Raw genomic sequence first — 22390 nt, forward strand, 5'->3', positions numbered from 1 at the left:
CGATCATTGATAATCATCGGTAATAGCTTTTGCCCTAGGGTCTGTCGAACCGGACGAGGATGCGTCTTGGCCTCCCAAGCGTATGGCTCCGACTGACGGACACATTTCAGTGATGACGACATCCATGCAGCAGGCGGACCTCCGTTCGGACCGTCTTCCCTCGACGACAGCCGGGCGCTCTCGCGCTCTTCGGCCCCCCATGCCAGGGCAGTTGCCTGCTGCCGAGCCCGTCGCCTTCGGTTTGTGCGCCGGCCGCTTCATGCCCGCGGGTGATCCGGAGGCTGCGAAAAAAACGGTCGTGCTGTTTGCCGCGCCCTGGGGGCTGGAGGAATTGTCGACCCGCAAGTTTTTCCGTGTCATTGCTGAGCGTCTCTCCGCCTTGGGTATCCCCAGCCTGCGGTTCGATTATCCCGGAACGGGGGATTCGCTCGATCCTGTATCCTTCGCAAGCGGCCTTGCCGGCTGGCGGGAGAGCCTTGTTCAGGCTGCCGCCTGGCTGAACAAAAGAGGGGTTGGCCGGATCATTCTGATCGGACAGGGCCTCGGCGCCTCGCTTGCGCTCCAGGCGTCGCCGGAGATCACCGACCTTGCCGGGCTCGCACTGTTGGCGCCGGTCCTCTCGGGGCGTGGCTATCTGCGTGAACTGTCTGTCTGGGCAAAGGTCGTGGACGACAGCCTGAACCTGAAAGCCGAAGACCGCCAGCCTTCGGGTGTGACCGCCATCGCAAGCCTTGTGATGCCGGCCGAAATCGCAAGCGAGGTCGGACGAATGAAGCTGACGGCGCCGGTGCCGCCGGCTGCCGTTCCGTGCCTGGTGTTGGAGCGACCAGGGCAGGTCGGCACCGATGGCTTTGCCGAAGACCTGGAAAGAAACGGCCTTGGCGTCGAACGTCATGCCTTTGATGGCTACGAGGCTCTGATCCCCGGTCCGATCAACGCCCGGATTCCGCAGGACACCGTCGATAGGCTGGTCGCGTGGATCGAGACCGAGGCGGCGGAGGATGCCGGTGCAACGGGACCGGCTCCCTCGATACCGCCACCCTCGACACCGCCAGCGGTGCTCCAGTCCGCCGCCTTTGTCGAGACGGGAGTGCGCTTTGGGGATGGTCACCGTCTTGCCGGCGTTCTGTGCCAGCCGAAACAGGCGACGAACAAGCCCGTGGTGCTGTTCTTCGGCTCGGCCTACGACCGTCACGCTGGCTGGGGGAGGTTGACGACTGAGACCGCTCGGCAGCTGGCTGCGGCCGGGATCCCCTCTCTGCGCTTCGATTGCGCCGGCGTGGCTGACAGCCCGCCGGCGATCGGCGCACCTCACCAGGTTCTGTATTCCCCGACGCAGGAGAATGATGCACGGGAGGCCTTGGATTTTCTCGGCACCTCGCTCCCGAACGCTCCGATCCTCGCCGTCGGACGTTGCAGCGGCGCCTATCTCGCCTTCCGAACCGGGCTTCATGACGATCGGCTGCGCGGCCTCGTTCTCGTCAATCCCTATTGTTTCGTCTGGGACGAGGACCGTCCCTTGCAGGAGGATTTGCGTGCCATGCCGCAGAGCCTTGCGACCTATCGTCGGAAGCTGCTCAACCCGAAGACCGTCCTGCGCGTCGTGCGCGGCGAGATCGACTTGGCAGGCTCTGCAAAGAATCTTGCTGCCACGCTTCTCCGCAAGGTCGAGGAGCAGGTGTCGTCGCGGACCGGCATCACCTTCCGCCGTCGAGCAGAACGCCGGGCGGTGCACGGCGCATTCGAATGCTTGGCCGCGCGCGAGGTGCCAGTCTCCTTGCTCTACAGCCGCGGCGATGTCGGGACGGACCATCTCCAGTATCATTTCGGCCCGGAGGGGCGCGATCTAGGCCGGTATCCAGAAGTCAGCCTCACCTTTCTTGAAGAGACCGACCACAACCTGACGCCCAGTGCCGCCCGCGCGATCTATGCCGACACGATCGTCCGCATGGTGCAGCGCCTGATGCCTGAAAAGTTGTAAATCCGCACAGATACGTTACGGGAGGTTAACCTTCTTCTTGCGATGAGAGCACAACCGTCATAGTTTCGGCATCGCTTGACAAGGGCTGCGTCAAATGAGGCGATGGGCCTCTCGGGCCGGGGGGGAGATCATGAGGAGACGCCTCGCTGCAGTGACGTTGACCGCCCTTTTGCCGGCCTTGGGCATGCTCGGATACAATGAGTTCAAGGTTCGCCAGGAACGTCACGACGAGGTGCATGAGCAGGCGATTCGCGCATCGCAGCAGGTTGCACTCGAACTCGAGACGGTGCTGGAAGGTGTCCGTGGTCTGCTGGTTGCCACCGCGGCCATTCCTGCCTTGACGGCAGGCCAGGGCGGCGATTGCCATGAGGCCTTGCTTGCGGTGTCGGAAAAGCTCGGCGCTTTCGTCGGCAACATCATCGTGCTGGACGAGAAGGGCCGGCTGACCTGCGATACGCTGAACTGGCAGCCCGGCACGGATTTCTCCGATCGAGACTACATCATGAGCGCCATGACATCCGATGACGTCGTCGTCGGCGGCTATACCATTGCGCGTGTTTCGAGCCAGCCCATCGTGCCGGTCGCCTTCCGTCTGACGCGTGACGGCAATACGGTAGGGGTCATTGCCACCGGTCTGCGGTTGAGTTGGCTGCAGCAGAGGATCACCGCGCGCACCATTCCGGAGGGCGCGTCGGTGACGATTGCCGATCGTCAGGGTGTCGTCATCGCCCGCAATCCCCATCCGGACAGTTTTGTCGGCACGACCATTCCGGAACGCTACCGCTATCTCGTCACGGCCGCGGCGCCCGGGAGCCTGGAAGTTACCAGCCAGGACGGAACGGTGCGGATCCTCGGCTATCAGCCGATCACGGCACACAACCCGCTTTATGCCAGCGTCGGGATTTCCAAGGACAGGGCGCTTGCTCCGGTGAACAGGGCGACGGTCACCGGCATTCTGATGATGCTCGCCGGCATTCTGCTCGCCTTCATGGCGGCCAGCCTGGTCGGCCGCCGGGTCATCCTGGAGCCGATCCAGAATATTGTAGAGGTCGTCGGGCGCTGGCGCGAAGGCGACAACAGCGCGCGGACTCGCATGGAAGGCAGCCACGGCGAGCTTGGGCTTGTGGGCGCTGCGGTGGACGGTTTGCTGGACGAGATCGAGGTGCGCCGCCAAGCCTCGGTCGCGGCGGACGAAAAACGTCGTCTGATGGCGCGGGAGCTTTCCCACCGGGTGAAAAACACCTTGTCCGTCATCCAGGCGATCGTGAGGCAGACCTTTCGCGGCCAGGATCAGCAGATCGTCTCCTTCCAGCGGCGCGTCGCAGCACTTGCCGGCGGTTATGATGCGTTGCTCTCGGACGACTGGAACAATGCCTCCATTCGCGAAGTGGCGGAACGGGTGATGCAACCGCTGCGCGCCGAGGACGACGGCACGATCACTCTGTCCGGTCCCCATTGCCTGTTGCAGCCGGATGTCGCGGTCGCGCTGTCGCTGGTGCTGCACGAGCTCGGAACCAATGCCCTGAAATATGGCTGTCTTTCTGTTCCGGAAGGTCGCCTGTCCATCTCCTGGGTCGAAGAGAACAGGCGATTATCGTTGATCTGGCGGGAACGCGGTGGCCCGCCCGTCACTGTTCCGGCGCGCGAAGGTTTCGGCTCGAAGCTCATCCGGCTTGCCTTCCCCGTTGCGTATGATCCGGAGGTGACCTCCGACTTCGCAGCGGAAGGCCTGGAGTTCAAGCTCAGCTTCCGCATGTCGCCTCAGGTCGAGGCAGACAAGGCGGCGGCCAGCTGATGGCTGGCCAGCCGCTCCGTCGTGGCGCCAAAGTATGTCCAAGCCTCGCGGTCAGCTCTCCGCGCTTCCGCCGGTGTTCTTCCGGCCCATCAGCTGGCGCGCCGCAATCGGTGCGACCAGCAGCAGTCCGATGATCGTTGCCGTCAGGTCCGGGGCCACAAGCAGGATGGCCGAAAAGACGAGCGCGATGCGTTCGAACCAGTAGAGCGGCGCAAACAGCCAGTTGGACACGGCCGCCGCAAGCGCGATGATGCCAAGCACGGTACCGCCGAACGCGAGGAAGAAATTGCCCCAGGTGAAGTCCGCCGTCACCAGCAGCAGCGCCGGCTGGAAGGCGAAGACGAAAGGCACCAGCGCCTTGCCCATGCTGAGCCGGAACGCCGTGTTGCCGGCCTTGAAGGCGTTGGCTCCGGCAATGCCGGCGCCGGCATAGGCCGCCATGGCGACGGGCGGAGTGACATCCGCCAGAACACCGTAATAGAAAACGAAGAAGTGGGCGACCAGCTGCTCGACGCCGAGCAGGCCGAGGATCGGTGCCGCCACCGCCACCATGATGATGTAGTTGGCGGTTGTCGGAATGCCGCAGCCCATCAGGATGCAGACGATGGCCGTCAGGATCAGCGTGAAGAGCAGGGTCAGAGTCGGGACGCCCATCACCTCGAAGGGCAGGACGCTCAGCAGGCCATGCACCGATCCCGCCCAATCCTGCGCAACGGTGGTGACCATGTAGGCAATCTTGAAGCCGACGCCGGTGAGCGTCACGACGCCGATGACGACGCCGACGAGGGCTGCCGCTGCCGTCACCGACAGCGACTGCTTGGCGCCCAGAACGAACCCTTCCCAGATCCCGTGCGCGGTTCCGGCCAGGCCGCCGAGCAGGCCTTGTGCACGCACCTGCTGGATCAGCAGCACGCAGGCGCAGGCGGTGATGGACCAGAACGCGGCGGCAAACGGCGTGCGTCCGGAGAGGAGCACCGCCACCAGGATGATCAGCGGAATGACCGTCAGCCAGCCTTCCTTCAGCACCTTCCAGGCATTGGGCAGTTCCGCGGCGGAAAGACCACGCAGGCCCAGGCGCTTGGCTTCGAGATGCACCTGCACCAGCACGCCGAAGAAATGCATGAAGGCTGGAACGAGGGCCGCCGTGAGAATGGTGGTCAGCGGCAGGCCGAGATATTCGATCATCAGGAAGGCGACGGCGCCCATGACCGGCGGCGTGATCTGCCCACCGGTAGAGGCGGCCGCCTCCACCGCAGCGGCGAAATGGCGGGGATACCCGATGCGGATCATCGCCGGAATGGTGAGCGCGCCGGTGGTCACGGTATTGGCGATCGAGGAGCCCGAGATCGAGCCCAGCAAGGCCGACGACAGCACGGACACCTTGGCCGGGCCGCCGGCATAACGGCCGGCGAGCGCCGAGGCGATGTCGATGAACAACTGTCCGAGGCCGATGCGCGTCGCCATCACGCCGAACAGCACGAAATGGAAGACATAGGTGGCGATGACGCCGAGCGCAGTTCCGTAGATGCCCTGCGAGGTGAGGTAGAGGTGGTTGACGATATTCGCCCAGCTCGCGCCCGGATGCACGAGAATGCCCGGCATCGACTTGCCGTAATAGGCATAGGCGATGAACAGGATCGCGATCACCGGCAGCGGCCAGCCCATGGAGCGGCGCACGGCTTCGAGCAGCGCCACGATCAGCACCGTTCCCATGATGATGTCGATCGGCAGCGGATTGCCGACGCGGAAGGCAAGCTCGCTGTAGATCCACGGCACATAGAGCGCGGTGACAAGACCGGCGATGCCGAGCAGCCAGTCGATCAGCGGCAGGCCGAACGGAGCGAGGGCGCCCGGCCGGATCTCCTTCTTGCCGAACGCGGAAAAGCTCAGGAACACGACGAGCAGGGTGACGCCGAGATGCAGACCCCGGTGAACCGTCGCCTGGGGAATGCCGAAGCCGGCTGTGTAGAAATGATAGCAGGACAGAAGGAACAGGATTGCCGCCGTCACGATGGTCAGTGGCCAGGCCAGTACCCGAAACCGCAGTTCGGGATCATAGGTCTCCTCGATCGCCTGCAGCTCGTCCGCCGACAGGTGACGGACCTCGTCCGCGGTCTCAACCTTGCTTCTATCGTTCGTCATGAGACCCATCTCCTGCTATCCAAAGACAAGCAGGGCCGCGCAGTTGCTGCACGACCCCATTTCCGTGAGATGCCGTTGCGGCATGCCTCATTGATTACTTGAGAAGCCCGGCTTCCTTGTAGAACTTCTCGGCGCCCGGATGCAGCGGAATGCCGACGCCGTTGAGCGCCGTTTCCTTGGTGATGGCCTTGCCCTTGGCATGGCCGGCGTCCAGCTGCTTGCGGGTGCTGTCGTTCCACAGCGCCTTGGTGATGCCGTAGATCAGCTCTTCCGGCTGGTCGGCGCTGGTGATCCACTGGGCGCCGACGGACAGGGTCTTTACCGCATCCGGATTGCCTTCATAGGTGCCGCCCGGCACCGTGTCGGAGGCGAAGAAGGTGTATTTTTCGCAGATCGACGGAGCTTCCTCGCAGGTGATCGGCACCAGCTTGACCTTGTGCTGGCTCGCCAGTTCGGCAATCGCGCCGGCGGGGAAGCCGCCCACGAAGAAGAAGGCATCCATGGCGCCGTCGCGCATGCGGTCGGCAGCCTGGTCCGGCTTCAGGAATTCGGCCGTGACGTCCTGCTCCTTGAGGCCATAGCCTTCGAGGATGATGCGCGCATCGACGAGCGTGCCGGAGCCCGGTTCGTCCAGCGAAACCCGCTTGCCCTTCAGATCCTTCACGCTGCTGATGCCGGACGCGGCGCTGGCCACGAGATGGATGCTTTCCGGATAGAGGTTGGCAATTGCGCGCAGCTTTTCAACGGCAGGCTTGCCTTCCCAGATGCCGGTGCCTGAATGGGCCCAGGTGGCCACGTCCGACTGGGCAAAACCGGATTCCAGCGTGCCGCCGGCGATGGCGTTGATGTTGGCAACGGAACCGTTGGAGGAGAGCGCCGAGGCGACCAGGCCCGGAACGCCGCAGGAACCGCCCTTGTCGCAGCTGCGCGAACCGGGCGGGCTGGAGATCGCGTTCGCCAGAAGCCCGCCGATCGGATAATAGGTGCCGGCCGTGCCGCCCGTGCCGATCCGGAAGAAGGACATCTCCTGTGCACTGGCCGACGCCGCCAGGCCGAGAGCGAGCACAGCGCCCGCGAGGAATTTAACGTGTTTCATGACCGTTCCTTCTCCTTGGATTGTTTGTTATGGGCGCAAAGTAGAACGTCCTGCTAGTTTCGGCAACCTTTTGAACATAATTTTGCCGAAATCCCAAACGCTGACGAAGTCTGATCTTGACCCGCCGTTCCGGTCTCCATGCTCGCTTCCGTGCCGTTCGACTATTCCCAGTGAACATCGCCGAGGAAGATATAGCCCGCACCGTAGATCGTCTTGATCAGCGCCGGGTTCTTCGGGTCCTCGCCAAGCTTGGTGCGCAGGCGGGAAATGCGCACATCCATGGCGCGATCAAAGCTGTCGCCGGCCGCGCCGCCCAGCGCCTCCTGCATCTGGGTCCTGGAAATCAGCCGGCGTGGACGCTCCAGAAACAGCCGCAGCACCTGGCCTTCCGCATTGGAGAAGGACACCTGCTCGCCTGTATCGGAAAGCAGCGTGTAGCTGTCGAAGAGGGCCGTCCAGCCGTCGAAGCGGGCGACCTGCGTCGTCCGTTCCGCGACCGGGCGGCCCTTGCGCAGCCGCGCCCGCACCCGCGCGACGATTTCTGCCGGTTCGAAGGGCTTGATGATGTAGTCGTCGGCGCCGAGCTCCAGGCCCATCACCCGGTCCTGCACCTGGGCTCTGCCGGAGATGATGATGATCGCCGCGCCGGAATCGAGTGCCAGGCGATGCACGAGCAGCAGCCCGTCGCGATCCGGCAGGCCGAGATCGACCAGGCAGACATCCGGAACGCAGCGTTTCAGCGAGGCCTCGAATTCGCTGGCGCGGCCAAAGGTCATGGTGCGAAAGCCGGCTTCGGCGAGCGCCTCCGAGAGCACTGCCCGGATCTGTGGTTCATCATCGAGGATCGCGACGAGCGGTTCGGTCATCCGTTCACTCCGGCCAGGAAATGGGCCAGCGCCCGGTCATCGAAGGGCTTGGGCAGAAGCGGGAAACGGTCTCCTGCAGCCTTGCGCAGCGGTGCAGCGGCGGGAAGCGAGGTCATGACGCCGACCGGCAGATTCTGGCGCATGCTGAGGCTTTGTGCGAGTTCCAGTCCATTGCGTGCTCCCTTGAGGTGAAGATCGGTCAGCACAAGATCGAGTTCCGGCAGGTCCGCGAGGCTTTCCGCCTCATCGGCATTCGCTGCCTCGACGACCGAATGACCGAGTGCGCGCAGCATGTCGCGCACGCTTTCGCGGATGTCGTCATTGTCTTCCACGAGAAGGACGAGCTGCGGTCGATCGGCGAGAATCGCTTCGCGGTAGGGCAGGCGAAGCTCGATCCTTGCGCCTCCTTCCGGCCGGTTCTCCAGCCGCACGGTGCCACCCGCGATCGTCGCCTGATCGTACACCATCGACAGCCCGAGCCCGGAACCCTCGCCCCCCTTGGTCGTGAAGAACGGATCGAAGGCATGGGTGAGCGCTTGAGGGGAAAAACCGGAGCCGGTATCCGAGACCGTGAACTCCACCCAGGTATCGTGAACCGTGCGGGCACGGATGCTGATCGTGCCGGGTGCAGCACCGATCGCATCCTTGGCGTTGAGGATGAGGTTCAGCAGCGAATCCTGCAACGCGCCGGCATCGAGAACCAGCGGTTTGGCGATCTCCGCGCTCTCGATGTCGAGTGAGATATGATCCGGCAAAGCGGGGCCGGCCAGCAGGCTAAGATCCTCGAGGAACCGCGGCACGTCCACCGGTCCGGGGCGCTGTACCTTCTGGCCGGACATTGAGGCGATGCGATCGATCAGCGTGCCGCCCCGGCGTGCGGCGGCAAGCGTCGAGGTGACGAGATCGGCGGCACCCGGCGGCAGGGTCATCTGCTCCAGCCGCGATTGCAGGCCGAGGATGACCGTCAGCAGATTGGCGAAATCATGCGCAAGTCCCGAGGTCAGCTGCGCGGCCAGTTCCCGCTTGCGCGTCTGCAGAACGGCGGTCCGCGCCTGGCTTTCCTCGGTAATGTCCGTCGAGAGGATATAGACGCCGTTGATCGGCCCGTCGCCGATCCGGTCGGGATTGAACGCGGTGCGGATGCGGCGGCCGGAATGTTCGTCGGTGAACTCGCAGACCGAGGATTCACCCTGAAGCGCCCGCAAAAGGTGCGGCTTGATCCTGGCGAAGGAGGCCTCGCCCAGCGCCTCGTAGCCGGTGAGCCCGATGATCTGCGATGGCCGTCCCGGAATGACGGAGGAAAGGCGCCGGTTGGTATAGGTGTAGCGCAGGTTGGTATCGACATGGGCGATATGCGCCGGCATCATTTCCGTGGTCAGGCGGGTGCGCGCCTCCATCTCCGCCAGCTGGGTCTTTGCCGCCTGCAGCGCCGTGTTGGCAGCGGAGAGCTCGCGAATGGTCTCGGAAAGATGTTCGGTGTTCGACAGCAGCTGTTCGGAGAGTTCCGCCGAACGAGTGCGCAGCATCTGCTGCTGGGTCCTCACCTCGGTGATGTCGGTATAGACCGTCACCCAACCGCCCTGCGGCAGGGGAAAGCCTTCCACCGAGACCCAGCGCCCGTTGGAGCGCAGCCGCTCCATATAGTGCGGCGCAAAGGCCTGAGCGGTCCGCACACGCAGGCGCACGGCCTCGTCCTCGTCATCCACCGGGCCATATTCGCCGCGCTGCACCAGAAGACGGATCGTCTTTTCGAAGCTCACCCCCGGCGTCACGTAATCGTTCGGCAGGTCGAACATCACCTGGTATCGCCGGTTGCAGACCGCAAGTTTGAGTTCGCTGTCGAAGATCGACAGCGCCTGATTGATCAGGTCCAGCCCCGTACGCATGAGGCCGTTATGTTCCTCCTCGGATAGCGGCATCCGAACTCTCCCTGACCCATCGCTAGCATTCGGGAACTCGCCGGGGAAGAGCCAATCCAAGACTGTTACAATTCGTTAGGTTTTGGAAAAACTGGCGAAACGCTTCGCCGTGAAGCTCCCCGCCATGAACGAAGACCGGCGCTAAGACCGGACACGCTCAGCCCGAACATCACGGGCTCCTGGGGAGGATAGTCATGATCGATCGAGCGCCCGTGGCGGGCCTTGTCTCCATTCCGGCCTTGATGGCCCGCAATGCGCGAAGTCTGCCAAACCGGGCGGCCTACCGCGAAAAGGAATTCGGCATCTGGCAGGTCTGGAGCTGGCAGGAGGCGCATGCCGAAACGCGGGCGATCGCCATGGGTTTTCTGGCGCTCGGCCTGAAGCGGGGCGATTTCGTCGCGGTCGTCGGTCGTAACCGCCCTTCGCTCTATTGGTCGATCGTCGCCGCCCAGATGTGCGGTGCCGTGCCTGTGCCGCTCTACCAGGATGCGGTCGCCGAAGAGGCGGAATATGTGCTCGAACATTGCGGCGCCCGCTTTGTCGTCTGCGGCGACCAGGAACAGGTCGACAAGGTCATCGAGGTGCAGGCGCGCATCAAATGCATCGACCAGGTTGTCTATGTCGATAAGCGCGGCATGCGCAAATACGACCATGCACGGATGAATGCGCTGTCCGACGTGCGGACCGAAGGCAAGGCGGCGCATCACCGTTTCGAGGCCGAACTCGATGCCCGCATCGCCGCTCTCACCTATGACGATCCTTGCGTCATGCTCTACACCTCGGGCACGACGGGCAAGCCGAAGGGCGTCGTTCTCTCCAACCGCAACATCATCGAGACCTCGCGCAACACCTGCGATTTCGACGGACTCACCTCGTCGGAGGAGATTCTTGCCTATCTGCCCATGGCCTGGGTCGGCGATTTCATCTTCTCCATGGGGCAGGCCATGTGGGCGGGTTTCTGCGTCAACTGCCCGGAAAGCGCCGCCACCATGATGACGGACCTTCGGGAAATCGGGCCGAGCTATTTCTTCGCGCCGCCCCGGGTCTTCGAAGGACAGCTCACCAACGTGATGATCCGCATGGAGGATGCCGCCCCCTTCAAGCAATGGCTGTTTCGCACCTTCATGGCGCATGCGCGCAAGGTCGGGCCGGCGATCCTCGACGGAAAGACCGTCTCGTTCACCGACCGGCTGCTTTACCGGCTGGGGGATCTGATGGTCTACGGGCCGCTGAAGAACACGCTCGGCTACAGCCGCATCCGCGTCGGTTACACGGCGGGCGAGGCGATCGGGCCGGAAATCTTCGATTTCTACCGGGCGCTCGGCATCAACCTGAAGCAGCTGTACGGCCAGACGGAGGCCAGCGTCTTCATCACCCAGCAGCCGGATGGCGAGGTGCGCTCGGATACGGTCGGCGTGCCGTCGCCGGGCGTCGAGGTGAAGATCGCCGAGAGCGGCGAGGTCTTCTACCGCAGCCCCGGCACCTTCGTCGAATATTTCAAGAACCCGGACAGCACCGCCTCCACCAAGGATCCGGAGGGCTGGGTGGCGACGGGTGACGCCGGCTTCTTCGAGCCGCAGACAGGGCACCTGCGCATCATCGATCGCGCCAAGGATGTCGGCCGCATGGCGGACGGCAACCTGTTTGCCCCGAAATACGTCGAGAACAAGCTGAAATTCTATCCCAACATCCTGGAGGCCGTGGTGTTCGGCGCCGGTCGCGACCGCTGCTGCGCCTTCATCAACATCGACCTGACGGCGGTCGGCAACTGGGCGGAGCGCAACAACATCGCCTATTCGAGCTATCAGGAACTCGCCGGCCACCCACAGGTCTACGAGATGATCCGCGGTCATGTGGAGGAGGTGAACCGCTCGGTCGCCGCCGACAGCATGCTGGCCGGCTGCCAGATCCATCGTTTCCTCATCCTGCACAAGGAACTGGATGCCGATGACGGCGAACTGACCCGCACCCGCAAGGTCCGCCGCAACATCATCGCCGACAAGTATGCCGACCTGATCGCCGCTCTCTACGACGGGTCCACCACCATCAGCACGGAAACCGAGGTTACCTACGAGGATGGCCGCAAGGGCGTTTTGAAGGCGACCCTGAAGATTGCCGATGCCGCAACCCTTGCCACCGTCGAGCGGAGGGCGGCCGCATGAACGCGCAGATCCCGCTTTCGAGCTACACCATGACCGCGGACGGTCGCAAGATCGGCGATGTCCTGATGGAGATGAAGAACATCACGCTGCGCTTCGGCGGCGTCAAAGCCATCACCAATATCAGCTTCGACATTCGCGAGGGCGAAATCCGCTCGATCATCGGCCCGAACGGCGCGGGCAAGTCCTCGATGCTCAACGTCATTTCCGGCTTCTACGTGCCGCAGGAGGGCGAAGTCTGGTTCCGCGGCGCACGCCGCCCGCAAATGAAACCGTATGAGGTGGCGCGCCAGGGCATTGCCCGCACCTTCCAGAACATCGCGCTGTTCGATGGCATGAGCGTGCTGGACAACATCATGACCGGCCGCCTGACGCTGATGAAGACCGGCCTCGTCGCGCAATCCTTCTGGTGGGGATCGGCCCAGCGCGAAGAGACAGAACACCGCGAGAAGGTCGAGAAGATCATCGATTTCCTCGAGATCCAGGCGATCCGCAAGACCCCGGTCGGTCGGCTTCCCTACGGTCTGAAGAAACGCGTCGAACTGGCGCGCGCGCTCGCTGCCGAACCGAAACTCCTGCTTCTGGATGAGCCGATGGCCGGCATGAATGTCGAGGAGAAGGAGGACATGTGCCGCTTCATCCTCGACGTCAATGACGAGTTCGGCACCACGATCGCGCTCATCGAGCACGACATGGGCGTCGTCATGGACCTGTCGGACCGGGTGGTGGTCATGGATTACGGCAAGAAGATCGGCGACGGCACGCCGGACGAGGTGCGCAACAACCAGGCGGTCATCGATGCCTATCTGGGGGTGTCGCATGAGTAAGCGGGGAATTGCACAGGGAGAATGGGTCCATGCCTGATACGGTCTTCTTCGCCCTCGAAGTGATGCTGAACGGCCTGATGGCCGGCATCATGTATGCGCTTGTTGCCCTCGGCTTCGTGCTGATCTTCAAGGCAAGCGGCATCTTCAACTATGCGCAAGGCGTGCTGGCGCTGTTTGCAGCGCTGACGCTGGTCGGCATCATGGAAGGCCAGGTGCCCTTCGCGCATCTGATCAATGCCATTTTCGGCACCAGTTTCCACACCTTCGGCTTTAAGGTGCCGGCGCTTGTCGCGATCCTGCTGACCGCCGCCGTGATGACGCTGCTCGCCGTGCTGGTGGAACGCTACATCCTGAAACACCTGGTCAACCAGGAGCCGATCATTCTGTTCATGGCCACGATCGGGCTCGCCTATTTCCTCGAAGGCTTCGGCGACGTGATGTGGGGGTCGGATCTGAAGTCGCTCGATGTCGGGCTTCCGAAGGGCATTGACGAGACCGTCGAGAACCTCACCGGTGAATGGTTCGGCTACGGCTTCTTCATCGACCGGCTGGACATCGTGGCGGCGATCGTCGCGGCCCTGCTGGTCACGGCGCTGACCCTCTTCTCGCAATATTCCAAGCAGGGCCGCGCCTTGCGCGCCGTGGCGGATGATCACCAGGCGGCGCTTTCCGTCGGCATCTCGCTGCGCTTCATCTGGGTGCTCGTCTGGTCGATCGCCGGCATCGTGGCGCTGGTCGCCGGCATCATGTGGGGCTCGAAATCCGGCGTGCAGTTCAGCCTGTCGCTGATTGCGCTCAAAGCCCTGCCGGTCCTGATGCTCGGCGGCTTCACCTCGATCCCCGGCGCCATCGTCGGCGGCCTGATCATCGGCATGGGCGAAAAACTCTTCGAATTCCTCATCGGCCCGCTCGTCGGCGGCGCCACCGAAAACTGGTTCGCCTACGTGCTGGCGCTCGTCTTCCTCGTCTTCCGGCCGCAGGGCCTGTTCGGCGAACGCATCATCGAAAGGGTGTGAGATCATGCTGTACCGTGAGGCCGGCGACTTCAAGACAAGCTATGTGGCCGACAGCCAGACCTTTCCGATCAAGTTCGACCGCATCCGCTATTACCTCGTGCTGGCGATCGCCTTCGGCGTGGTGCCTTTCCTCATCAACGACTACTGGGCGAACGCGGTCTTCGTGCCCTTCCTGATCTATGCGATTGCGGCGATCGGGCTCAACATCCTCACCGGCTATTGCGGCCAGGTGAGCCTTGGCACCGGCGGGTTCATGGCGGTCGGCGCCTATGCCTGCTATAAGCTGATGACCGCCATGCCGGATGTTCCCTTCGTCATCCATGTGGTTCTCGCGGGCTTCGTCACCGCAGGCGTCGGCGTGCTGTTCGGCCTGCCGAGCCTCAGGATCAAGGGCTTCTATCTGGCCGTTGCGACGCTTGCCGCGCAGTTCTTCCTGGTCTGGCTGTTCAACAAGGTGCCGTGGTTCTACAACTATTCGGCATCCGGCCAGATCACCGCTCCGGAACGCACGATGTTCGGCATCGCGGTCACGGGGGCCGGCACGCCCGCCTGGGCCAAATATCTCTTCTGCCTGATCATCCTCTTTGCGCTTGCCTGGCTTGCCCGCAATCTCACGCGCGGCTCGGTCGGTCGCCGCTGGATGGCGATCCGCGACATGGATATCGCCGCCGAAATCATCGGGGTGAACCCGCTCACGGCAAAACTGTCGGCCTTCGCCGTCTCGTCCTTCTATATCGGCATTGCCGGCGCGCTGTTCTTCTCCGTCTATCTCGGCGCGGTCGAAGTGGGCGAGGCCTTCGGCATCCAGAAGAGCTTTCTCGTGCTGTTCATGATCATCATCGGCGGTCTCGGCTCGATCTTCGGCAGTTTCGCCGGTGCCGCTTTCCTGGTGCTGCTGCCGGTGCTCCTGAAGAATATCCTGGTCGGCCAGTTCGGCTGGGCGACGGACCTTGCCGCCCATATCGAGCTGATGATCGTCGGCGGCCTCATCATCGTCTTCCTGATCGTTGAGCCGCACGGGCTGAACCAGCTCTGGCGGGTGGCGAAGGAAAAACTGCGTCTTTGGCCCTTCCCGCATTGAGCGGGGGCCGGATGGGAATGCCGCGGCTCGAGGGGCCACGGAATGGAATGTGAATTCATCTTTGTCTGGGAGGAAATGAGATGAAGAAAGCGCTTGCAGCCCTGGCGACCGCCACCATGCTGATGACCAGCGTGCCGGCCTCTGCCGATCTGATCGTACCCAACCTGTCGTACCGCACGGGACCCTATGCGCCCGGCGGCATTCCCTATGCCGATGGCTTCAACGACTATTTCACTCTGCTCAACCAGCGCGACGGTGGCATTGGCGGCGAGAAGGTGGTGATCCGCGAATGCGAAACGGCCTACAACACCGAAAAGGGCGTCGAATGCTATGAGGCGACCAAGGGCGGCGGCGCGCTCGTCTACAATCCGCTGTCGACCGGCATCACCTACCAGCTGATCCCGAAGATGGCCGCTGACGGCATCCCGCTCTATACGCCGGGCTATGGCCGCACCTCGGCGGCCAACGGCAAGGTGTTCGAATGGGTGTTCAACTACCCGTCCAACTACTGGGACGCGGCAAGCGTCGCCATCCGCTACCTGCTGACCGAGAACAAGGGGGACCTGAAGGGCAAGAAGATCGCGCTCGTCTACCACAACTCGGCCTATGGCAAGGAGCCGATCCGCACCCTGACGGAACTGTCCAAGAAGCACGGCTTCACCCTGACGCAGGTTCCGGTCGATCATCCGGGCCAGGAGCAGAAGAGCCAGTGGCTGCAGATCCGCCGTGAAAAGCCGGATTACGTCATCATGTGGGGCTGGGGCGTGATGAATGCCGTGGCGATCCAGGAAGCGGCCAACATCAACTTTCCGATGAAGAATTTCATTGGTGTCTGGTGGTCCGGTTCGGAAAACGACGTGCTGCCGGCGGGCATGGGCGCGGATGGCTACAAGTCGCTCGCCATGCACGGCACGGGCATGGAATACCCCGTCTACAAGGACATCAAGAAATACGTCCTCGACGCCGGCAAGGCGAGCGGCGCGGGGGATCAGGTCGGTTCCGTTCTCTATTCGCGCGGCATGTATGCGGCGCTGGTGATTTCGGAGGCGATCCGCAAGGCGCAGGCGATCGCCGGCAAGGCTTCGATCACCGCTGCCGACCTGCGCAACGGTTTCGAACAGCTGGAAATCACCGAGGCGCGCATGGCCGAACTCGGCCTGCCGAAGTTCGGCCAGCCGTTCAAGGCGACCTGCGCCGACCATGGCGGACCGGGAGCGGCGCTGATCCAGCAATGGGATGCCAAGGCCAAGAAGTGGAACCTGGTGACCGATTTCATCGCGCCGGACGACGATGTGCTGACGCCGCTGATCATGGAGGATTCCGCAGCCTACGCGAAGGAAAACAACATCGCCGAGCGCTGCAAGTAAGCGGCGCGCAAGCCATGACCGCCCCGGACATGTCTCCGGGGCGGTGTCTAGAACCTCTCGCCGGGACGACAGCCATGCTGAATGCCACCACCACCGACCAGACGCTTCTGGAGGTCAACAATATCGAGGTGATCTACAACCACGTCATCCTCGTGCTGAAGGGCGTCAGCCTGTCCGTGCCCAAGCGCGGCATCACGGCGCTTCTCGGCGGCAATGGCGCCGGCAAGACGACGACGCTGAAGGCGATTTCGAACCTGTTGAAATCCGAGCGCGGCGAGGTGACCAAGGGCTCGATCGTCTATCGCGGCGACCGCGTGCAGGACCTGTCGCCAGCCGATCTCGTCAGCCGCGGCGTCATCCAGGTCATGGAAGGGCGCCACTGCTTCGAGCATCTGACCGTCGAGGAAAACCTGCTGACCGGCGCCTATACCCGCCGGGATGGTAGCGCCGCGGTAAGGCGCGACCTCGACATGGTCTACACCTATTTCCCGCGGCTGAAGGAGCGACGCAAATCGCAGGCCGGTTACACCTCCGGCGGCGAGCAGCAGATGACGGCGATCGGCCGGGCGCTGATGAGCCGGCCGGAAACCATCCTTCTCGATGAACCCAGCATGGGGCTCGCCCCGCAACTGGTCGAGCAGATCTTCGAGATCGTCAAGGCGGTGAATGAAGGCGAGGGCGTTACCTTCCTGCTCGCCGAGCAGAACACAAATGTCGCGCTGCGCTATGCGCATTACGGCTACATCCTGGAAAGCGGTCGCGTCGTCATGGACGGGCCGGCGAAGGATCTGCGCGAGAACCCGGACGTCAAGGAATTCTATCTCGGCATGTCGGACAAGGGACGCAACAGCTTCCGCGATGTCCGAAGCTACCGTCGCCGCAAGCGGTGGCTGGCATGAGGACGGCAGAGGCAAGGACACTGACCATGAGCCATTTCGATCACCTCGAGACCCGTTCGCAGGATGAGCGCGAAGCCGATCAGCTGACGGCGCTGAACACGCTTTTGTCCCGTCACGGGCAGGCACCGCTGGCGGCGCTGTCGGAACTGTCGAACCTTCCGGTCCTCCGCAAGGCCGATATCTCGCAGCGGCAGAAGGCCAAGCCGCCCTTCGGCAACCTGCCCGTCGGCAATGTCGTGCATTATTTCCAGTCGCCGGGCCCAATCTATGAGCCGGGCGGCGTCAGCCATGACTGGTGGCGCATGGGCCGTTTCCTGCATGCGCTGGGTGTCGGCCCGGGCGATATCGTCCACAACTGCTTCGGCTATCATCTGACGCCCGCCGGCATGATCTTCGAAAACGGCGCGCGGGCGGTGGGGGCGGCGATCCTGCCCGCAGGGACCGGCCAGACGGAACTGCAGGTGCGCGCCGCCGCCGATATCGGCACCACCGTCTACGCCGGCACGCCCGATTACCTGAAGGTGATCCTGGAAAAGGCCGAGGAACTGGGCGAGACCCTGAAGATCCGCCGTGCTGCGGTCTCCGGCGGGGCGCTTTTCCCGAGCCTCCGGCAATATTACGCCGATCGCGGCATCACCTGCCTGCAGGTCTATGCGACAGCAGATCTCGGCAACATCGCCTATGAATCGCCCGCCATGGAGGGCCTCATCCTGGATGAGGGCGTGATCGTCGAGATCGTGCGACCCGGTTCCGATCGTCCGGTGCCGGATGGCGAGGTGGGAGAAGTGGTCGTCACCTCGCTCAACCCGGATTACCCGCTGGTGCGGTTTGCGACAGGGGATCTCTCCGCCATCCTCCCGGGAGCAAGTCCGTGCGGGCGCACCAACCGCCGCATCAAGGGCTGGATGGGGCGCGCCGACCAGACAACGAAGATCAAGGGCATGTTCGTGCGCCCCGAGCAGGTTGCGCAACTGGTCGCCCGCCATGACGAGATCGCCCGGGCCCGGGTGGTGGCGAGCCGCGAGGGCGAGATGGACATCATGACGGTACAGATCGAAACGCGGGCGACGAACCCGGCGCTCTACGAGCAGAGCATCGTCGCGACGCTCAAGATGCGCGGCCAGGTGGAGCTTCTGCCGCCCGGCGCGCTGCCCAATGACGGCAAGGTGATCGAAGACCGCCGCAGCTATGATTGAGCCGGTTTCTCGTGAGGGGAGGGGAGCGGCATTGCGCCGCCCCCCTGTTCGCATCGCTCAAAGGGGCATAGATCTGTCATCGGGAGATGAGACATGAGGCCTTCGGCGCTCATGGCAGGAGGAGAAGACCATGCGGCATGACGTGGTGATCGTCGGCGCGGCGAGAACCCCGATGGGCGGGTTCCAGGGCGCGCTCGGATCGAAAACGGCGGCGGAACTCGGCGCGGTTGCGATTTCGGCGGCGCTGGAGCGGGCTGGTGTCGAGACTTCCGGCGTCGATGAAGTCCTGATGGGCTGCGTCCTGCTCGCCGGCCAGGGCCAGGCGCCGGCGCGCCAGGCAGCACTCGGTGCCGGTCTGCCGGTCTCCACGCCCGCCTCCACCGTCAACAAGATGTGCGGCTCCGGCATGAAGACGGTGATGATGGCGCATGACGCGATCCTCGCCGGCCAGGCGGATGTGATGGTCGCCGGCGGCATGGAAAGCATGTCGAATGCGCCCTACCTGCTCGACCGGGCGCGCGGCGGCTATCGCATGGGCCATGGCCGGGTGATCGACCACATGTTCCTCGACGGGCTGGAAGACGCCTATGACCGTGGCCGGCTGATGGGCACGTTTGCGGAGGATTGCGCCGAGGCCTATCAGTTCACCCGCGAGGCACAGGATGCCTATGCGCTCCGGTCCCTCTCACGCGCAAAGGCTGCGATCAACGAAGGCCGGTTTGCTGGCGAGGTTGCCGCCGTGCCGGTGTTCGGCAAGGGCAGCGGCACCACGGTCTCCGTGGATGAACAGCCCGGCAATGCAAGGCCCGACAAGATTCCGCAGCTGAAGCCCGCCTTTCGAGCGGATGGCACGGTAACAGCAGCCAACTCCTCCTCGATCAGCGATGGCGCGGCGGCGTTGGTGCTGATGACGGCGGACGAGACGGAGCGCCGGGGCTTGTCGCCGCTTGCCCGCATCATTGGCCATGCCAGCTATGCCAACGAGCCGCGGCTTTTCCCGACGGCGCCGATCGGCGCGATGAACAGGCTTTTTGAACGCACCGGATGGTCGGCGGGTGAGGTGGACCTGTTTGAGATCAACGAGGCCTTTGCGGTGGTGGCCATGGCCGCAATGCGCGATCTCGATCTGCCCGCCGACCGGGTGAACGTGAATGGCGGCGCCTGCGCGCTTGGCCACCCGATCGGTGCGTCGGGTGCCCGTATCCTCGTGACGCTGCTCGCTGCCCTGAAGGCAAGCGGTGGCCGGCGCGGTGTCGCGAGCGTGTGCATCGGCGGCGGCGAGGCCACGGCCCTTGCCCTTGAGACAATGGATTGAGCCCAGGATAGACCCCATGGATTTTTCACTCACCGAAGAACAAGCCGCCATCCGCGAGATGGCCGAAAACTTTGCGCGTGACGAGATCGCGCCGCAGGCGCTGGAATGGGACCAGACGCGGCATTTCCCCGTCGATGTGATCCGCAATGCCGCAGCGCTGGGGCTTGGCGGCATCATGGTCTCGGAAGAACATGGCGGATCGGGTCTGGGCCGCATTGAGGCGGTGCTGATCTATGAGGCGCTGGCCAAGGGGTGCGCGGCGATTTCCGCCTATCTTTCGATCCACAACATGGTGGCGACCATGATCGACAAGCACGGCAGCGCGGCGCAGAAGACAAGCTATCTGCCGCGCCTCTGTGCCGGCGAGATTCTCGCCTCCTACTGCCTGACCGAGCCCGCCTGCGGCTCGGACGCGGCAGCGCTCACGACGCGCGCCGAACGGGATGGCGATGAATACGTGCTGACCGGCCAGAAGATGTTCATCTCCGGCGCCGGCGCCACCGATCTCTACGTGGTGATGGCCCGAACCGGCGGGCCGGGGCCGAAGGGCATTTCGGCCTTCCTGGTCGAGAAGGGCGCGGATGGCCTCACCTTCGGCGCGAACGAGAAGAAGATGGGCTGGAACGCCCAGCCGACCCGCACCGTGATGCTGGACCGCGTGCGGGTGAAGGCGGAGGCGATGCTGGGGCCGGAGGGCGCCGGCTTCAAGCTTGCGATGGAGGCGCTCGACGGCGGGCGCACCTCGATTGCCGCCTGCTCGCTGGGTGGCGCGCAATCGGCGCTCGACAAGGCGGTCGCCTACACCGCCGAACGCAAGGCCTTCGGCCAGAAGCTCAACGAGTTCCAGGCCCTGCAGTTTGCCATTGCCGACATGGCGACCGAGCTTGAAGTCTCGCGCACCTTCCTGTGGCGGGCGGCCGCGGCGCTCGACGCCAAACTGCCGGAGGCAACGCGGCTTTGCGCCATGGCGAAGAAGCATGTGACGGATGCCGGTTTCGAGGTTGCGAACCGCGCGCTGCAATTGCACGGTGGCTACGGGTATCTGGCGGATTACGGCGTGGAAAAGATCGTCCGCGACCTGCGCGTCCACCAGATCCTGGAAGGCACGAACGAAATCATGCGCCTCATCATCGCGCGCTCGGTCCTGTCCGAAGCGTGAGGAAGGCGGCAGAGGAGATCCCCATGACCTACGAGACCATTTTGACCGAACGGCGCGACCGCGTGCTGCTGATCCGCCTCAACCGGCCGGAAGCGCTGAATGCGCTGAACGCCAAGGTGACGCAGGAACTGATTGCACTGACTGCGGAGGCGGATGCCGATCAGGAGATCGGCTGCCTGGTGCTGACCGGCTCGGAAAAGGCCTTTGCCGCCGGCGCCGACATCAAGGAAATGCAGGCGCTGAGCTTCCAGGACGTGGCCGTGGCGGACCGTTTTGCCGAATGGTCGCTGTTTACCGGTCGTCGCAAGCCGATCATTGCGGCTGTTTCCGGTTTTGCGCTCGGCGGCGGCTGCGAGCTTGCCATGATGTGCGATTTCATCCTGGCCGGTGACACGGCCAAGTTCGGCCAGCCGGAAATCAAGCTCGGCACCATTCCCGGCATGGGCGGCTCGCAGCGGCTCACCCGTTTCGTTGGCAAGTCGAAGGCGATGGATATGGTGCTGACGGGCCGCATGATGGATGCGGCGGAAGCCGAGCGGTGCGGGCTGGTCAGCCGCGTTTTCCCGGCTGCCGATCTCATCGAGGAGGCGGTTAAGGTCGCGGCTGTCATCGCCGGCATGTCGCAGCCGGTGGCCGCCATGGCGAAGGAAGCCGTCAACCGCGCCTTCGAGACGACGCTCGCCGAAGGCCTGCTTCTGGAGCGCCGGCTGTTCCAGTCCACCTTTGCCTTGGATGACCGCGCGGAAGGTATGAAGGCCTTCGTCGAGCGCCGTCCGGCCGAGTTCAGGAACAGGTGATCCATGGAGATCGCGGGGAGGACATTCATCGTCACCGGCGCGGCCTCCGGGCTCGGCGCTGCCACGACGGAGATGCTGGTCGCATCCGGCGCCCGGGTGGTGATCGCCGACCGGGATGAGGCCGGGGGTGCGGCAGCGGCTGCCCGGCTGGGGGAGGCGGTGCGCTTTTCCCCGACCGACGTGACCCGCGAGGAGGATGGCCAGGCGGCAGTGGCGCTGGCACTCAGCGCCTTCGGCTCCCTGCAGGGCCTCGTCAATTGCGCCGGTGTCGCGCCCGGCGAGAAGGTGCTGGGCCGCGATGGCCCGCACCGGCTGGAAAGTTTTGCCCGCGCCGTCTCCATCAACCTCATCGGCACCTTCAACATGGCGCGGCTGGCGGCAGACGCGATGACGAAATCCGCGCCCAATACCGGCGGGGAACGCGGCGTCATCATCAACACCGCCTCGATTGCCGCCTTTGACGGCCAGGTGGGCCAGGCGGCCTATGCCGCGTCCAAGGCAGGCGTTGCCGGCCTGACGCTGCCGATGGCACGCGAGCTCGCCCGCCATGGCATTCGGGTCATGACCATCGCGCCCGGCATCTTCAAGACACCGATGATGGCCGGCATGCCGCAGGAGGTGCAGGATTCGCTCGGCGCCTCGGTGCCCTTTCCCTCGCGGCTGGGAGAGCCGTCGGAATATGCGGCGCTGGTGCGGCACATCATCGAAAATGCCATGCTGAACGGGGAGGTCATCCGCCTGGATGGAGCGCTCCGCATGGCGCCAAAATGAGGAG

17 protein-coding genes are annotated in these 22390 nt (G+C 63.9%); 13 read left to right on the forward strand and 4 right to left on the reverse strand.

Features of this window, described 5'->3' with window-relative positions; genetic code table 11:
* Window positions 1-112 precede the first annotated feature (112 nt).
* Both G6N78_RS23760 and G6N78_RS23765 read left to right on the forward strand, forming a co-directional pair.
* Window positions 113-1981, forward strand: a complete 1869-nt coding sequence (locus G6N78_RS23760; RefSeq protein WP_165224798.1) for a serine aminopeptidase domain-containing protein — start codon at window positions 113-115, stop codon at window positions 1979-1981.
* Window positions 1982-2111: 130 nt separating this feature from the next.
* The gene (locus tag G6N78_RS23765) at window positions 2112-3776 is read left to right on the forward strand and encodes a sensor histidine kinase (RefSeq protein ID WP_165224800.1); all 1665 of its coding nucleotides are present in this window, start codon (window positions 2112-2114) and stop codon (window positions 3774-3776) included.
* A gap of 51 nt (window positions 3777-3827) precedes the next feature.
* On the opposite strand, the gene G6N78_RS23770 is transcribed toward G6N78_RS23765, so the two are convergent.
* The 4 genes from G6N78_RS23770 to G6N78_RS23785 form a co-directional block, all read right to left on the reverse strand.
* Window positions 3828-5918: a TRAP transporter permease gene (locus tag G6N78_RS23770; protein ID WP_165224803.1), complete on the reverse strand. Its 2091-nt coding sequence runs from the start codon at window positions 5916-5918 to the stop codon at window positions 3828-3830.
* A 94-nt stretch (window positions 5919-6012) separates the two neighbouring features.
* Complete coding sequence (locus G6N78_RS23775) at window positions 6013-7014, reverse strand: TAXI family TRAP transporter solute-binding subunit (RefSeq protein ID WP_165224806.1); 1002 nt, start codon at window positions 7012-7014, stop codon at window positions 6013-6015.
* A gap of 161 nt (window positions 7015-7175) precedes the next feature.
* Window positions 7176-7880 (reverse strand): response regulator transcription factor, encoded by a 705-nt coding sequence (locus G6N78_RS23780; protein ID WP_165224809.1) that lies wholly within the window; start codon window positions 7878-7880, stop codon window positions 7176-7178.
* Entirely contained in the window at window positions 7877-9799 is a 1923-nt protein-coding gene (locus G6N78_RS23785) for a PAS-domain containing protein (RefSeq protein ID WP_165224812.1), read from the reverse strand. Before G6N78_RS23785 ends, G6N78_RS23780 begins: the two co-directional genes overlap by 4 nt.
* A gap of 194 nt (window positions 9800-9993) precedes the next feature.
* Here G6N78_RS23785 and G6N78_RS23790 point away from each other — a divergent pair, with 194 nt between their 5' ends.
* From G6N78_RS23790 to G6N78_RS23840, 11 genes are all read left to right on the forward strand, one after another.
* Window positions 9994-11961, forward strand: a complete 1968-nt coding sequence (locus G6N78_RS23790; RefSeq protein WP_165224815.1) for an AMP-binding protein — start codon at window positions 9994-9996, stop codon at window positions 11959-11961.
* Complete coding sequence (locus G6N78_RS23795) at window positions 11958-12785, forward strand: ABC transporter ATP-binding protein (RefSeq protein WP_165224818.1); 828 nt, start codon at window positions 11958-11960, stop codon at window positions 12783-12785. The genes G6N78_RS23790 and G6N78_RS23795 overlap by 4 nt, the downstream gene beginning before the upstream one ends.
* 29 nt (window positions 12786-12814) lie before the next feature.
* A complete protein-coding gene (locus G6N78_RS23800) occupies window positions 12815-13801 on the forward strand; it encodes a branched-chain amino acid ABC transporter permease (RefSeq protein ID WP_165224821.1) in 987 nt (328 codons plus the stop codon).
* 4 nt (window positions 13802-13805) lie between these two features.
* The gene (locus G6N78_RS23805; RefSeq protein ID WP_165224824.1) at window positions 13806-14882 is read left to right on the forward strand and encodes a branched-chain amino acid ABC transporter permease; all 1077 of its coding nucleotides are present in this window, start codon (window positions 13806-13808) and stop codon (window positions 14880-14882) included.
* A gap of 80 nt (window positions 14883-14962) precedes the next feature.
* Window positions 14963-16249, forward strand: a complete 1287-nt coding sequence (locus tag G6N78_RS23810) for an ABC transporter substrate-binding protein (RefSeq protein ID WP_165224827.1) — start codon at window positions 14963-14965, stop codon at window positions 16247-16249.
* Between the two features lie 74 nt (window positions 16250-16323).
* Window positions 16324-17148: an ABC transporter ATP-binding protein gene (locus tag G6N78_RS23815; RefSeq protein ID WP_165224830.1), complete on the forward strand. Its 825-nt coding sequence runs from the start codon at window positions 16324-16326 to the stop codon at window positions 17146-17148.
* 26 nt (window positions 17149-17174) lie between these two features.
* Window positions 17175-18344 (forward strand): phenylacetate--CoA ligase family protein, encoded by a 1170-nt coding sequence (locus tag G6N78_RS23820; protein ID WP_165224833.1) that lies wholly within the window; start codon window positions 17175-17177, stop codon window positions 18342-18344.
* 130 nt (window positions 18345-18474) lie between these two features.
* The gene (locus G6N78_RS23825) at window positions 18475-19659 is read left to right on the forward strand and encodes an acetyl-CoA C-acyltransferase (RefSeq protein WP_165224836.1); all 1185 of its coding nucleotides are present in this window, start codon (window positions 18475-18477) and stop codon (window positions 19657-19659) included.
* Between the two features lie 16 nt (window positions 19660-19675).
* Entirely contained in the window at window positions 19676-20818 is a 1143-nt protein-coding gene (locus tag G6N78_RS23830; RefSeq protein WP_165224839.1) for an acyl-CoA dehydrogenase family protein, read from the forward strand.
* 23 nt (window positions 20819-20841) lie between these two features.
* Window positions 20842-21615 (forward strand): enoyl-CoA hydratase, encoded by a 774-nt coding sequence (locus G6N78_RS23835; RefSeq protein ID WP_165224842.1) that lies wholly within the window; start codon window positions 20842-20844, stop codon window positions 21613-21615.
* A 3-nt stretch (window positions 21616-21618) separates the two neighbouring features.
* On the forward strand, window positions 21619-22386 hold the full coding sequence (locus G6N78_RS23840; protein WP_165224845.1) for a 3-hydroxyacyl-CoA dehydrogenase: 768 nt from the start codon (window positions 21619-21621) through the stop codon (window positions 22384-22386).
* Window positions 22387-22390: the final 4 nt, after the last annotated feature.

Source organism: Allorhizobium pseudoryzae (assembly GCF_011046245.1).
Classification (GTDB): domain Bacteria; phylum Pseudomonadota; class Alphaproteobacteria; order Rhizobiales; family Rhizobiaceae; genus Neorhizobium; species Neorhizobium pseudoryzae.

Bases quoted from the DNA above. Each gene is read 5' to 3' on its own strand.
- G6N78_RS23800 (WP_165224821.1), top strand. From the start codon at position 12,815: ATGCCTGATACGGTCTTCTTCGCCCTCGAAGTGATGCTGAACGGCCTG.
- G6N78_RS23810 (WP_165224827.1), top strand. From the start codon at position 14,963: ATGAAGAAAGCGCTTGCAGCCCTGGCGACCGCCACCATGCTGATGACC.
- G6N78_RS23760 (WP_165224798.1), top strand. From the start codon at position 113: ATGACGACATCCATGCAGCAGGCGGACCTCCGTTCGGACCGTCTTCCC.
- G6N78_RS23820 (WP_165224833.1), top strand. From the start codon at position 17,175: ATGAGCCATTTCGATCACCTCGAGACCCGTTCGCAGGATGAGCGCGAA.
- G6N78_RS23815 (WP_165224830.1), top strand. From the start codon at position 16,324: ATGCTGAATGCCACCACCACCGACCAGACGCTTCTGGAGGTCAACAAT.
- G6N78_RS23795 (WP_165224818.1), top strand. From the start codon at position 11,958: ATGAACGCGCAGATCCCGCTTTCGAGCTACACCATGACCGCGGACGGT.
- G6N78_RS23785 (WP_165224812.1), bottom strand. From the start codon at position 9,799: ATGCCGCTATCCGAGGAGGAACATAACGGCCTCATGCGTACGGGGCTG.
- G6N78_RS23805 (WP_165224824.1), top strand. From the start codon at position 13,806: ATGCTGTACCGTGAGGCCGGCGACTTCAAGACAAGCTATGTGGCCGAC.
- G6N78_RS23790 (WP_165224815.1), top strand. From the start codon at position 9,994: ATGATCGATCGAGCGCCCGTGGCGGGCCTTGTCTCCATTCCGGCCTTG.
- G6N78_RS23835 (WP_165224842.1), top strand. From the start codon at position 20,842: ATGACCTACGAGACCATTTTGACCGAACGGCGCGACCGCGTGCTGCTG.
- G6N78_RS23775 (WP_165224806.1), bottom strand. From the start codon at position 7,014: ATGAAACACGTTAAATTCCTCGCGGGCGCTGTGCTCGCTCTCGGCCTG.
- G6N78_RS23770 (WP_165224803.1), bottom strand. From the start codon at position 5,918: ATGACGAACGATAGAAGCAAGGTTGAGACCGCGGACGAGGTCCGTCAC.
- G6N78_RS23825 (WP_165224836.1), top strand. From the start codon at position 18,475: ATGCGGCATGACGTGGTGATCGTCGGCGCGGCGAGAACCCCGATGGGC.
- G6N78_RS23765 (WP_165224800.1), top strand. From the start codon at position 2,112: ATGAGGAGACGCCTCGCTGCAGTGACGTTGACCGCCCTTTTGCCGGCC.
- G6N78_RS23830 (WP_165224839.1), top strand. From the start codon at position 19,676: ATGGATTTTTCACTCACCGAAGAACAAGCCGCCATCCGCGAGATGGCC.
- G6N78_RS23840 (WP_165224845.1), top strand. From the start codon at position 21,619: ATGGAGATCGCGGGGAGGACATTCATCGTCACCGGCGCGGCCTCCGGG.
- G6N78_RS23780 (WP_165224809.1), bottom strand. From the start codon at position 7,880: ATGACCGAACCGCTCGTCGCGATCCTCGATGATGAACCACAGATCCGG.